General features: G+C 37.9%; 11 protein-coding genes. 6 read left to right on the plus strand and 5 right to left on the minus strand.

Annotation, left to right across the window (positions count from 1 at the left end; all coding sequences use genetic code 11):
* Nucleotides 1-166 precede the first annotated feature (166 nt).
* Together HGC4_RS11400 and HGC4_RS11405 are read right to left on the minus strand one after the other, a co-directional pair.
* Nucleotides 167-823 (minus strand): suppressor of fused domain protein, encoded by a 657-nt coding sequence (locus tag HGC4_RS11400; protein WP_050710262.1) that lies wholly within the window; start codon nt 821-823, stop codon nt 167-169.
* 150 nt (nt 824-973) lie between these two features.
* Complete coding sequence (locus tag HGC4_RS11405) at nt 974-1,501, minus strand: DJ-1/PfpI family protein (protein WP_050710263.1); 528 nt, start codon at nt 1,499-1,501, stop codon at nt 974-976.
* 153 nt (nt 1,502-1,654) lie between these two features.
* Between HGC4_RS11405 and HGC4_RS11410 the strand changes: the two genes are divergently transcribed.
* Entirely contained in the window at nt 1,655-2,023 is a 369-nt protein-coding gene (locus HGC4_RS11410; protein ID WP_050710295.1) for a winged helix-turn-helix transcriptional regulator, read from the plus strand.
* 94 nt (nt 2,024-2,117) lie between these two features.
* Here HGC4_RS11410 and HGC4_RS11415 read toward each other — a convergent pair whose 3' ends face one another.
* Both HGC4_RS11415 and HGC4_RS11420 read right to left on the minus strand, forming a co-directional pair.
* The gene (locus HGC4_RS11415) at nt 2,118-2,330 is read right to left on the minus strand and encodes a hypothetical protein (protein ID WP_050710264.1); all 213 of its coding nucleotides are present in this window, start codon (nt 2,328-2,330) and stop codon (nt 2,118-2,120) included.
* 49 nt (nt 2,331-2,379) lie between these two features.
* Nucleotides 2,380-3,117 (minus strand): YARHG domain-containing protein, encoded by a 738-nt coding sequence (locus tag HGC4_RS11420; RefSeq protein WP_050710265.1) that lies wholly within the window; start codon nt 3,115-3,117, stop codon nt 2,380-2,382.
* A 366-nt stretch (nt 3,118-3,483) separates the two neighbouring features.
* On the opposite strand from HGC4_RS11420, the gene HGC4_RS11425 reads away from it, so the two are divergent.
* The 5 genes from HGC4_RS11425 to HGC4_RS11445 all read left to right on the plus strand — a co-directional run bounded on the left by HGC4_RS11425 (nt 3,484) and on the right by HGC4_RS11445 (nt 12,254).
* Complete coding sequence (locus HGC4_RS11425) at nt 3,484-4,710, plus strand: DUF2264 domain-containing protein (protein ID WP_050710266.1); 1,227 nt, start codon at nt 3,484-3,486, stop codon at nt 4,708-4,710.
* A gap of 92 nt (nt 4,711-4,802) precedes the next feature.
* On the plus strand, nt 4,803-6,047 hold the full coding sequence (locus HGC4_RS11430) for a glycoside hydrolase family 88 protein (RefSeq protein WP_050710267.1): 1,245 nt from the start codon (nt 4,803-4,805) through the stop codon (nt 6,045-6,047).
* A 153-nt stretch (nt 6,048-6,200) separates the two neighbouring features.
* Nucleotides 6,201-9,515, plus strand: a complete 3,315-nt coding sequence (locus HGC4_RS11435) for a glycoside hydrolase family 2 TIM barrel-domain containing protein (protein ID WP_082204158.1) — start codon at nt 6,201-6,203, stop codon at nt 9,513-9,515.
* A 230-nt stretch (nt 9,516-9,745) separates the two neighbouring features.
* A complete protein-coding gene (gene kduI / locus HGC4_RS11440; protein WP_050710269.1) occupies nt 9,746-10,588 on the plus strand; it encodes a 5-dehydro-4-deoxy-D-glucuronate isomerase in 843 nt (280 codons plus the stop codon).
* Nucleotides 10,589-10,745: 157 nt separating this feature from the next.
* Nucleotides 10,746-12,254: a glycosyltransferase family 39 protein gene (locus HGC4_RS11445; protein WP_050710270.1), complete on the plus strand. Its 1,509-nt coding sequence runs from the start codon at nt 10,746-10,748 to the stop codon at nt 12,252-12,254.
* 98 nt (nt 12,255-12,352) lie between these two features.
* Here HGC4_RS11445 and HGC4_RS11450 read toward each other — a convergent pair whose 3' ends face one another.
* The gene (locus tag HGC4_RS11450) at nt 12,353-12,763 is read right to left on the minus strand and encodes a hypothetical protein (protein ID WP_157258246.1); all 411 of its coding nucleotides are present in this window, start codon (nt 12,761-12,763) and stop codon (nt 12,353-12,355) included.
* Nucleotides 12,764-13,150: the final 387 nt, after the last annotated feature.

A 13,150-nucleotide genomic window follows, 5' to 3' on the forward strand; every position in this document is an offset into this window, starting at 1 on the left:
TTCTACCAACAAAAATATAAAACACTAATTATGGACAACTTAAACATTCCATTTTTTTTCATAAAAGCAAGAAAGACGACAATGATTATAACATCAATTGCCGCCTTCTCTATATTATATTTGTTTCTTCTTAGTTAGATAAATGTGTATCTATAGATATGAGACATTACTTACGGGTAAGATCAGTAATCAATAGAGGATTGTCTTTTCTAAGCTCATCCAACAAAGCTTTAACCTCTGTTTTTGTAGGATTAGCTTTTAATCGTTCAAGCTCGGCAGAGGTTATACCCACCATCTGCAAGAACGAGACTTTACCGTTAGGTGTACTTATTGTTCCCAACTCAGGGTCTAAAGCAAATGCCACACCTACTATATCTATTTCAGCCTTAGTATTGGTGCGAATAGGTCCGTTAGCAGGAACAAAGTGATTCTCGTCAAACCAATTTCCACTTTCGAATACATATCGAGCCAAATTATTCATGACCTCAATAATCCATACGGGATCTTCTTCGTCTTCCTCGAAAGGTTTCAAACGGAAAGTAAACTCGAATCCCCATCTGCTGAATTCGCTTTCTACCGCATCTTCGTTATAATACAACTCCGACATTCCATAACTCACAAAATGACGGTGAAATTCTTGCTTCTCAGAATCGTAGATACTTGTTCCATCCAAAGGATCATTTCCTCCGAGTACATAACGCAGCACAGATGCATAATGACGAGGATTTTGAGTACCGTAAACTTCCTCCACCTTTTTATCTATAGCCAACCAGCCTACTGCCTCCTCTTCGTCAAACGTCTCTCTATATTCTTTCTTAGTCATAGCCAATCAAATTATTCAACTACAAAAATATAATTAATTATTAGAACAGAATATAGCGTAAATAGAAAACCTCTATTATCAAATCAAACAAAAAAGGCTCTGATTCAGAGATTCCGAATCAAAAGCCTTTCTCGATGAGCCTTATCAGTATTACTTCAATGCAGCCAAAAGCTGAGGCATAAGTTCCCAGATAGAACCTTCGCATTGAGCAGTATATAGATTTTGATCTACCGTTGCTTTATCATCTGTAGCAACACCGCTCTGAATGGCTGGCTTTCCATAAGGATGTACAGCTACTTTTTTGCCTGCTGTGATTCCTGCTTTTTCGAAGATTACGGCAGCAGCACAATGTCCTGCGATAAGTTTTCCCTGATCGTTGAATTTTTTCAAAACCTCAAACATATCTTTATAATATTGTTTGTCAGCATTGTCCCCAAACGTCATCATAGCATCACCGCAAGAGAAAACGAGTGCATCGTATTCCGATTCGTGACCTTTGAGGTTTGCGATTACATCATCCAAAGTAATAGTTATACCCGAATTGGTTTTGATTTCTTTGGTGCTATCAATAGCAAATGTTTTGTATTGAATTTTGTTTTCGAAGAATGCCTCCAAGTATTGAAATAAACCCATTCCGTTTACCGGACTAAATGCTATTACAGCTACTTTTTTTCCCATAAGATTATATTTTTAAAATTTGACAATAGTTACTTTTAAGAACTTTATTACTTTTGTGCATGTAAATATAGACATGAAGATCTATATAAACAAGAAGGCACATGATAATAAGATACTTACATGGAGATAACTAATACAGAGAAAGAGATACTTATGAGTGAAGAAAAAATAGTAAATAATATAATAGAAGGTATTTGTCCTATTCGCGATATAATTGCGAGCCTTAGCGACAAGTGGTCTCTATTGGTTATATACACCCTCAGCCAGAATCCGAAGATGAGATTTGGAGAGATTCACAAATCGATACCTGATATTTCGCAACGAATGCTTACTGTTACGCTTCGTTCGCTGGAAGCTGACGGTTTGGTGAGCCGACAAGTTTTCCCGGAAGTACCTCCTCGTGTAGAGTATCAATTGACCGATCTGGGATATAGTTTATTAGAGCCGTTGAGAGGATTAGTAAACTGGGCACTAAAAAATACGGAGGTTATACAAGAATCGCGAGAAAGTTATCAGCAATAAAGGTCTAAGACCTTTTTATAGTTGTGAAGGTTCTAAAGATATTTGTTTGCTTTCATTGGGAAACGTAGCAAATGCCCTTCAAGTAAATGTATTTTCAGCCATTGTTAATTAACATTGCAAGAATACCGACTACCGAAAGTATAAGGAATGCGAAAAAAATACGAATCGCACGTTTCAAACCTTCATTCTTTGTCTTTATGTAACCAAATATTGCTATAGCAATCAGAGGTATAGTAATGTACCAATAGTAGACCAATACTAAAAAGAGAGGTACAAAAAACGATAAGAAACCATTTATAATATCCATTGTAAATACTATTGTTAGAAATTAAGTAACTGAAAGCTCTTAGACCTTATCAACCAGCCATTCCGATATTCTTAAAAACAACTTTACCATTCTCATAAGAAAAGACCCACCAAACGGCATACTCTTCTTCTGACATGTAATCGGAGAATATCGTTCCAAAGTCTTCCATAAGATCAGAATGTGCCATATAATTGTATTCTAAAGTAATACCTTCACTAGATACGGAAAAAGAATAGCGCATCTTCACATACCCATTGTCTACTTCCACTCTGTGTAAAGCATTGTTTTTGTACCAATTGACATCATCAAAATTCATACGTACAAGTACCGCTTTTAAATAGTCTATCGATGCCTCTTCGGCATAAGGTGAACTTACGAAGATTCTCTTCAACTCAGCATCATTTCCGTTTACAGCCAACTGTTTAAACCCTTTAAAGTAAGTAAGAATAACCAGCCTTTCATCTTCACGAGCCTTGCGACGATCTTGCAACAACTTTACATTTTGCTCCTCAACAGTAGATAACTTCACCAGACTATTGTCTGCTAAAGGCTTGTACCACTCAAACCCCTGAAAATAATCTTGATAGCGCTCATTCGAAAACTTATATCCCTTACGGGCATAAATTTCATTGGTAAACAACCGAAGCTCATCCACACTCAAAGTATCTATATCCTGAGCTTTCAAAAGGGTTGTACTGCAAGTACTACAATCAGTTATACCTTGCGAATGCATCGAAACACTGCCACTGAGCAAAATAAAGAACAATGCAAATAGTCGTATAAACATAAAAATCAGTTTTCGGAATAAGGAAACAAAGAAACAAAATTGAATCAGAATTATTTGTTTTTTCAGCCAGTATTAAGGTCAGACTTTCATTTTTCTCATTCTATTGCCGCTACCCCGAATATCAAAAGCAAAAAAGCTTTAAAAATAGATTAAATATCAATATATTATCACCCCTATTTCTTATATTGCAAAAGGATATCCCCTTTAATGAAAAACATATAAATTTAAGTCATGTATTTTTTATTTTTGTTTAGTCTATGCCAGATTATATCTTTGTGAAAGATTGTAGCTGTTTTTCACATTATTTGCGCAAACCTAAACAGTAACAGCATTATATTTTATTAAACCTCAAATAATACTTATACGATGAAAAACTGCATTTTAACACTATGCTTTTTGCTGAGCTTTACAACCTACGCTCAGAAAAAAGACACATCTCCCGAATCGGATCGAGCCTATTGGGCAAACCTCTGCTACAAAATTTCGGCTCCTGTATTGAGCAATATGAGCAAAGGCGAACTCAAAAAAAACATGACCGTTGAGCTAAGCCCTCAATGGGATAAAAGAGACATCAGCGTTACTTACATGGAGGCATTCGGACGCTTAATGGCGGGAGTAGCACCTTGGCTGAATCTGCCTGACGACAATACCACCGAAGGTAAACAAAGAAAACAATTACGCGAGTGGGCACTCAAAAGCTATGCGCATTCGGTTGATCCCAGCAGTCCCGATTATTTGGGATGGAAAGGTCCCAGCCAAGCACTTGTTGATGCGGCTTATATAGCTACAAGCTTTATACGTGCGCCTAAAACGCTGTGGGAGCCTTTAGATCAGACTACTAAAGATAGATACATCAAAGAATTTAAAAGCCTTCGCACCATACAACCTCCTTACAATAATTGGATACTGTTCAGAGGTATAATAGAAGCCTTTTTGGTTAGCATAGATGAAGATGCCGATGGTTTTGCATTGCGATTGGCTGTACAAAAGATGGAAGAATGGTATTTGGGAGACGGATGGTATTCGGATGGTCCTGAGTATTCGCTCGACTATTACAATGGCTATGTGATGCACCCGATGTTGGTGGAAATAACCGAGATATTGGAAAGCAAGAAAATGTACACCGCTATCAGTTCCGATTTGGCAATCAGACGTATGCAACGTTACAATCAATTGATAGAAAGGTTGATTTCTCCAGAAGGAACATTTCCTGCCGTAGGTCGTTCTATGACCTATCGTATGGGATCGTTTCAGCCACTGGCTCTGGCTGTATGGAAATACGGATTACCTAAAACCCTCACCAATGGGCAGGTACGAAGTGCATTGACAACGGTGATGAAAAACATGTTTTCGGTTGAAGGCAACTTCGGAAAAGACGACTTTCTTCAATTAGGTTTCGTTGGGCATCAACCCGAATTGGCTGATTACTATACCAACAACGGAAGCTTATACCTTACCTCATTGGTATTTTTACCTTTGGGATTACCTGCCGATGCTCCTTTCTGGACTGCTCCTGCTGAGGAATGGACTTCTAAAAGGGCTTGGAGTGGAAAATCGTTCCCGAAGGATTACCATGAATCAATTAAAAAATAAAGTAGAAAGTTCTACTTACAATATCATTAATCATAACATACAAAGACAATTATAAAATACATCTATAAATATTACCTCAATACTTAATAACTATGAAAATTTTCAAAAACAAACTCCTGCCACTTTCCATTGTGGGAATAATGGCTTTCTCATGTACCCCGAAGGCGGAAAAAGTAAAAGCCGAATTTATCGATCAGAATGTAGCATTTGCATCTGCCCAAACTCTTAAGATGCTCGAAAGTGTGGGTGAGCCAACAGGCAAAAACTATCCTCGTACGCTCGATCCCGAAGGCAAATTGGTAGTCACCAATATGTATGACTGGACTCCCGGCTTCTTCCCCGGATCGCTTTGGTATCTGTACGAACTTACGGGCGACAGCACATGGCGCAATCAGGCTGCAAAATGGACTGAAAGCCTAGAGCCTCTTAAAACTTTTACAGGTCATCACGATTTGGGTTTTATGATGTATTGCAGTTATGGAAATGCCGAACGTTTGGCTCCTAAACCCGAATACAAAGATATTTTGATTCAGAGTGCACAATCGTTATCGTCACGTTATAGCGATGTTACCAAATGTATAAAATCGTGGAATTATCGCAAGGCTTGGAACGATACTACCGAATGGTTCTATCCTGTTATTATAGATAATATGATGAATCTGGAAATGTTGTTTTATGCTTCTAAAGTGAGTGGCGACAAACGTTACTACGATATTGCAGTGAGCCATGCCAACACAACATTGAAGAATCATTTCAGAGACGATTTCAGTACCTATCACGTGGTAGATTACGATACTATAACGGGAGTAGTAAAAGATCAGGCAACTTGTCAGGGTTACAGCGACAATTCAACTTGGTCGCGCGGACAAGCTTGGGCTATTTATGGCTATACAATGATGTATCGCGAAACAAAAGACTCTTCCTATCTTAATGCAGCTATCAAAGCAACAGACTTTTATTTGAAGAACTTACCCGAAGATCTTGTACCTCTTTGGGATTTCAATGTGGGACAAGAAGGTTTTACACCTGAAGGAAAATCGTATGCAGTAGAATTCAAAGAGAAACTAAGAGATGCTTCGGCTGCGGCAGTAGTATGTTCGGGATTGTTTGAATTGGGTCAGCTCACAAATAACAAAGCCTATATCGATTCGGCAACAAAGATGTTGAAAAGCTTAGCATCACCCAATTACAGAGCAACATTGGGTAGAAATGGCAACTTCATTTTGATGCACAGTGTAGGAAGTATTCCTCACAAAAACGAAATTGATGTGCCTCTTACCTATGCCGATTATTATTTCTTAGAAGCTTTGACCAGATATAAAAAGTTGAAAGACTAAAGACTCAGATCTTATAATTGAATAGCAATAAGGATAGAGCAAAACTCTATCCTTATATTCAAAAAAGAATCTCAATATTACTCATTCATATAATAATTAAAATAAGACATGATAAAAAAACTATTTTCCATATGCTGTATACTGGCAGTGGGGATGTCGTTAGGAGCTCAGGAGAAACTTCCTTTCTGGCGTGACATGAATGTTTTGTCGGTAAACAAAGAAAAACCACGAACGAGCTTTATGTCGTACGACAGCAAAGCCGAAGCTTTAACGGGAAAATACGAAAGCAGTAAATACTACGAGCTACTGAACGGTACTTGGAAATTTTACTATGCCGACACTTACAAAAAACTACCTGCCAATGTAACGGATGCCAACACCAATACCTCAACTTGGAGCGACATAAAAGTTCCGGGCAACTGGGAAGTACAAGGCTTTGGACTACCTATTTATATAAATCACGGATACGAGTTTCAACCTCGCAACCCTACCCCTCCGCTTTTGCCGGATGATAATGAGGTGGGTGTATATCGCCGTGATATAAACATTCCTGCCGATTGGATGGACAGAGATATTTACCTGCACATTGCCGGAGCAAAATCGGGGGTATATGTATATATCAACGGGAAAGAAATAGGTTACAGCGAGGATTCGAAGAACCCTGCTGAATTTCTTCTGAACAAGTATGTTCAACCCGGCAAGAACTCATTAGCGATCAAGATTTTCAGATGGAGTACAGGCTCGTATCTTGAGTGTCAGGATTTCTGGCGTATCAGTGGTATAGAAAGAGATGTATTCTTATGGTCGCAACCCAAAACAGCGGTAAACGATTTCAGAGTAGTATCTACATTAGACGACAGTTACAAGAACGGAATATTCAAACTGGGTATTGATGTGAAGAACACAAGTTCGGCTGCATCGCCCGTAAATATTAGCTACGAACTGATTGACGATAAAGGCAAAATTGTGGCAACCTCATCAAGCACCTTAAACATAGATGCCAACAGTATGAAGACTGCCAACTTTGATGCAATTCTGAATAATGTGGCTACTTGGACTTCTGAATATCCTAATCTATACAAACTGGTTATGACTGTTCAGAAAGGAAACCAAACAGCTGAGGTTGTACCCTTTCAAGTTGGATTCCGCAAGATCGAAATCAAAGAAAGTGATTATATAGTGAATGGTAAAAAACAAAACCTTTTCTATGTAAACGGACAGCCCATCAAACTAAAGGGAACTAATATTCACGAAGTCAGCCAATACACAGGACACTATGTTACACCCGAAGAAATGCGTAAGAACTTCGAATTGATGAAGCTAAACAACATCAACACAGTTCGTTTGAGCCATTATCCTCAAGATCGTAAATTCTACGAAATGTGCGACGAATTTGGTTTGTACGTATACGATGAGGCAAATATAGAGTCGCATGGTATGTACTACAATCTGAGCAAAGGCAAATCGTTGGGTAACAATCCCGATTGGTTGGCTAATCACATATACAGAACCGAAAACATGTTCGAAAGAAACAAAAACTATCCATCGGTAACCATCTGGTCGTTAGGAAACGAAGCCGGAAACGGATACAACTTCTATCAAACCTATCTGTGGGTAAAGGAGCATGACAAGGATTTGATGAACCGTCCCGTATGTTACGAACGTGCATTGTGGGAATGGAATACCGATATGTATGTACCTCAATATCCTTCGGCTGCATGGTTAGAGGAGATAGGTAAAGAAGGTAGCGACCGCCCCGTAGTACCATCGGAATATGCTCATGCAATGGGTAATTCGACAGGCGATTTCCACGGACAATGGAATGCTATCTACAAATATCCGAACTTACAAGGCGGCTATGTATGGGAATGGATAGATCATGCTTTGTTGGCTTACGACAAGGATGGTAAACCTTACTGGACTTATGGTGGCGATTATGGAAAAAATATGCCTTCGGACGGAAACTTTGTGGCTGACGGACTGATAGGTCCCGATCAACGCCCTCACCCTGCTATGGCAGAAGTGAAATACAACCTTCAGAATATAGCATTCGAAGCAGTAGACTTGTCGGCAGGTACAGTAAAAGTTACCAACAGATTCTATTTTACCGATCTATCTAAATATCAGATCAAGTATAGAATCTATAAAAACGGTACTTCTATAAAAGAAGGCAATCTTCCTTTATCGCTTGCTCCGCAGACTTCTAAGACGGTAAACATTCCGGTGACGGGTCTAAAACCTGAAGCCGGCATTGAATACTTCGTTAATTTTGAGGTAACAACCAAAGTACCCGAACCTCTTATTCCCGTAGGTCATATCATAGCTTACGATCAGTTTCAACTACCTATTGCAGCCGACAAGAAAGAATACAAATCGCCTAATGCTCCTGCTTTGAATATTGCTGAGCAAAGCGGACTTGTTACTGTTTCGTCTTCTAAGGTGAATTTTACTTTAGACAGATCGAAAGGCATTGTAACTTCATACAAAGTAGATGGTCAGGAGTATTTCAAAGATGGTTTTGGTATTCAGCCTAACTTCTGGAGAGCACCTACCGACAACGATTATGGCAACAGAGCGCCAAGTCGTTTACAGATATGGAAAGAATCGAGCAAAGATTTCAAGATTGCAGATCTTAAAACGAGCAAAGAGGGTGATAATGTATTGCTAAGTGTAGATTATCTACTTGCAGCAGGAAACCACTATATAATCGATTATAAGATTTATCCATCGGGTGTAGTCAATATATCGTCTCGCTTTACAGCACTCAAAGAGGCTAAAGAAGCAAGCGTTGCTAAATCGGAAGCCGAAGAAATGGCAACTTATACACCTAAAGCCAAAGCAGAAGCTAAAGCCAAGAACAATGTATTGGAAGTGCCACGTATAGGTGTAAGATTCAGAGTTCCGGTGGGAATGAATAACATCGAATATTTTGGACGCGGACCTGAGGAAAACTATGTGGATCGTTTCATGGGTACAATGGTAGGGCAGTATAAAGCAACAGCAGAAGACCTATACTATCCTTACGTACGTCCACAGGAAAACGGACATCATACCGATACCCGTTGGTTAACTGCTACCCAAAGCACTGGCAAGGGGTTACTGATTCAGGCAGAAAAAACAATCGGATTCAATGCACTGAGAAACTCGGTAGAAGATTTCGATTCGGAAGAAGCTGATGCTGAATACCAATGGAACAATTTCTCAGCAGCAGAAATTGCAAACAAAGATATGAAGAAAGCCCGCAATATTTTGCCTAAGCATACACACATCAACGACATTACGCCTCGTGACTTTGTTGAGATTTGTGTAGACTTTAAGCAACAAGGTGTAGCCGGTTACGACAGTTGGGGATCGCGCCCAATACCCGAAGCTACTATCTATTCGGATGAAGATTACGACTGGGCATTTACCTTGATACCCGTATCGAGCACTAAAGATGCAGCATCTAAAGCGGGATTGAAATATTAAATATCTCATTCTACAAATACCAAATAAGAGGTAATATCCGCAAAGGTTTTACCTCTTATTTTATTCTTTATGTTTACTAATACCTTAACTATAAAAGCTGGTTTCTGCACCTCTTAGCCAATCACAACATTCGCTAATTTGTAAAGTGTGATATACAAATTGGATATTTTTTGCTATCTTAGCACGTAGAAAAACAGCATAATTTATTAACTCTATTATAATTAATTAAAATGAAAACAAGTATAGAAGAACGCTGGGGGACGCATCCTGATGATGTCAAAAAATATGACACAGCACAGTTGCGTAAAGAATTTTTAGTTGAAAAGCTTTTCGATGCTGATTCGGTATTGATGACTTATACTCACAACGACCGTCTGATTATTGGTGGTGCACTACCTGTAAAAGAAGCATTGAAGTTGGAGACTGTTGATTTGATCCGCTCAGAGTATTTCTGTGAACGTCGCGAATTGGGTATCATCTGTATCGAAGGCGAAGGCTCTGTTACGGTAGATGGTACTGAATATAAGTTAGCATTTAAAGACGCTGTTTATGTAGGTCGTGGTTCAAAAGAAGTTATCTTCAAAAGTAACGATAGCAGTAAACCTGCTAAATTTTACTTTGCATCATCGCCTGCACACAAAGCATATCCTACTGCGCAAATTACATCCGAAATGCGTCGTACAAGAGACTTAGGAGTTAAAGCAACTTCTAACGAACGTCTGTTGAACCAAATTATTCTAAGCGAAATAGTACCTTGCTGTCAATTGCAAATGGGTATGACCGAGATCAAAGAAGGTAGCGTATGGAACACCATGCCTCCTCACACACACTCGCGTCGTATGGAAGCATATTTCTACTTCAAAGTACCTGAACAACAAGCAGTATGTCATTTTATGGGACAGCCTCAGGAAACTCGTCATATTTTTATGGCTAACGAGCAAGCGGTTATCTCTCCATCGTGGTCTATTCACTCGGCAGCAGGCACAAGCAACTATACCTTTATATGGGCTATGTGTGGCGAGAATCTTGATTATGATGATATGGATACTTTCACAGCAGATAAGCTAAGATAACATAATTGATTCTAAGCAATTAACTATAAAAGACAACAGCTCTTTGGATTTATACCAAAGAGCTGTTATTTTTATTATTTACAGCGTAAAATTTATAATGACCTTTATATATCTTTACAAAAAAATATAGACAGAACTAATCGATCTATTTCAAACTATGAATACAAAGACCGGTATATTTTGGGCATTTATCATTGCAAAATTTATCATTCAGTATTTCCTCATTAGTCCCGAATACGATTTGCATAGAGATGAGTATCTACACATCGATCAGGCATATCATCTAGCTTGGGGATATGCATCCGTTCCACCACTTACATCGTGGCTTTCTTCTATTATTTTATTATTGGGCAAAAGCGAATTTGTTGTCAAACTTTTCCCTGCTCTCTTTGGAGCTTTAACCATAGCAGTGGTATGGAAAACGATTGAAGAACTCAAAGGCAATTTATTTGCATTGGTATTGGGAGCCACTGCCATTTTATTCTCTTCGCTCCTTCGCATCAATACACTTTATCAGCCTAACTCGCTCGATATATTAATCTGGACTTCTTGCTATTTTGTTATTCTAAAATATATAAATACTAAAGAGAATAAATACCTCTATTCTCTGGCAATACTGTTTACTATTGGTTTTCTGAATAAATACAATATTGTTTTTCTAATATTGGGATTATTGCCTGCTCTCTTGCTTACCGAATTAAGGAAAGTATATACCAACAAGCATCTTTATTTTTCGGCAATTTTAGCATTGGTATTGATTCTGCCCAATTTAATATGGCAATACCAGAACGATTTTCCTGTTTTCAAGCATTTAGAAGAACTTACAAAAACTCAATTAGAAAACTCCAGCCGATTTACTTTTCTAAGCGAACAAATCATGTTCTTTCTAGGTTCTCTTTTTGTAATTCTGGCTGCTTTTGCTGCATTTTTCATATACGAACCTTTCCGTAAATATCAGGTTTTCTTCTGGTCATTTTTATTTACACTCGTAGTATTCACATACTTCAAAGCCAAAGGATATTATGCTATTGGCTTATATCCTATCCTTATCGCATTCGGTTCGGTTTATCTGTCGGTGTTGCTCAGCAAGGGATGGAGAAGATATTTGCAACCCGTTGCTATTATTATTCCCATACTTTTATTTATTCCTACATTAAGTTTCCTTTATCCCAATGTACCGCCATCGGTGCTTGAAGAACGATATAAGGAAATGGGGCAGCCTCGTTGGGAAGATGGAAAAGAACATCCCATACCTCAGGATTTTTCGGATATGCTTGGGTGGAAAGAAATGGCTCACAAGGTAGACAGTGCCTTAAATACTATTCAAGACAAAGAGCATACCCTCATCTTATGCAGTAATTACGGAGAAGCGGGAGCTTTTAATTTCTATACAAAGAATAAGACTCATCAAGCAGTTTCTTTTAATGCCGATTATATCAACTGGTTTGATTTGAGTAAAGAAATAAAGAATATAATTATGGTACACGATCTGACGGATAACGATCTGGATAGAGATAAAGAAAGACCATTGTTCGAAACAGTGGAGTATTTTGATGAGATAAAAACTCCCCTTGCTCGAGAGAGAGGAACAAGAATACATATTATGAGAGATGCTAAAACCGATATTAATAAATTGGTCTTACAAGAAATTGAAGAGAGGAGGTAATGGAGGATTAATGCGACTTCTCACACCCAAAACATACAGATACAAAAAAGGATTCAACATTGCTGTTGAATCCTTTTTTATTCAGATGAAAATATATCTTAGTTTTTCGTTCCAACAAAAGTTGTCTTAGTACCAGCTATTCTCATTGTTTTTTCGGTCTTAGAATAAAGCAACTGAGTAAGAGACCCTTCAGTAGCAGCTATCATATCCTCGCCGTATGCTTTCAGATTGATTGTAATAGCTTCTCTTGAAACTAATGCAGCAGGACTTGTAAATTCAACTTTTACAGTATTCTCACTTACGCTTGTTACTTTTATTGTAGAAGCACCTTCAAAAAGAAGATCCACATCCACAGATTCGCCACTGTATGTACCTACAAGTTCTTTAGCAAGGTTAGTTGCGATTTCATTATCCTTGTCGTCATCATCTCCACAACTGTTGAACGACAATGAGATAGTTGCTAAAAGAAGCATAGCAAACCACATGTTCAAATTTTTCAATCTTTTCATAATCTATAAATCCAGTTTAAATAAGTATATAATTGAGTGTTAAGGCGGCAAATATATAACAAAGAAGTTAAGTTAAAAGAACTATAATCCAAATGTATTTTTTAACAAACAAACACAACATAACCTTTAAGTAAAAAGAGACTATAACAAAGGAAAAAGAGAGAAAACAGCCTAAAATAAAACAGATAAATCAACCTAATTTTTCAACGGTGGATACATTATCCGAAGAAAGCAAATCGTTACAAACAAACATATTAGTATTTGTATTTGATTGTAAAATACATTTATACTGAAAGAAAAATCTCTTTTATTTTATTCTGAAGAAACAATCAAATAGACGTAAACTATAACATATCTATAATATTTATACTGTATATTTCATCGAAA

The sequence above is a fragment of the Dysgonomonas sp. HGC4 genome (assembly GCF_001261715.1).
Classification (GTDB): Bacteria; Bacteroidota; Bacteroidia; order Bacteroidales; family Dysgonomonadaceae; genus Dysgonomonas_A.

What these genes read in the sequence shown, in the direction of transcription:
- HGC4_RS11425 (WP_050710266.1), top strand. Translation starts at nt 3,484, where the DNA reads ATGAAAAACTGCATTTTAACACTATGCTTTTTGCTGAGCTTTACAACC.
- HGC4_RS11420 (WP_050710265.1), bottom strand. Translation starts at nt 3,117, where the DNA reads ATGTTTATACGACTATTTGCATTGTTCTTTATTTTGCTCAGTGGCAGT.
- HGC4_RS11405 (WP_050710263.1), bottom strand. Translation starts at nt 1,501, where the DNA reads ATGGGAAAAAAAGTAGCTGTAATAGCATTTAGTCCGGTAAACGGAATG.
- HGC4_RS11450 (WP_157258246.1), bottom strand. Translation starts at nt 12,763, where the DNA reads ATGAAAAGATTGAAAAATTTGAACATGTGGTTTGCTATGCTTCTTTTA.
- kduI (WP_050710269.1), top strand. Translation starts at nt 9,746, where the DNA reads ATGAAAACAAGTATAGAAGAACGCTGGGGGACGCATCCTGATGATGTC.
- HGC4_RS11400 (WP_050710262.1), bottom strand. Translation starts at nt 823, where the DNA reads ATGACTAAGAAAGAATATAGAGAGACGTTTGACGAAGAGGAGGCAGTA.
- HGC4_RS11435 (WP_082204158.1), top strand. Translation starts at nt 6,201, where the DNA reads ATGTCGTTAGGAGCTCAGGAGAAACTTCCTTTCTGGCGTGACATGAAT.
- HGC4_RS11415 (WP_050710264.1), bottom strand. Translation starts at nt 2,330, where the DNA reads ATGGATATTATAAATGGTTTCTTATCGTTTTTTGTACCTCTCTTTTTA.
- HGC4_RS11445 (WP_050710270.1), top strand. Translation starts at nt 10,746, where the DNA reads ATGAATACAAAGACCGGTATATTTTGGGCATTTATCATTGCAAAATTT.
- HGC4_RS11430 (WP_050710267.1), top strand. Translation starts at nt 4,803, where the DNA reads ATGAAAATTTTCAAAAACAAACTCCTGCCACTTTCCATTGTGGGAATA.
- HGC4_RS11410 (WP_050710295.1), top strand. Translation starts at nt 1,655, where the DNA reads ATGAGTGAAGAAAAAATAGTAAATAATATAATAGAAGGTATTTGTCCT.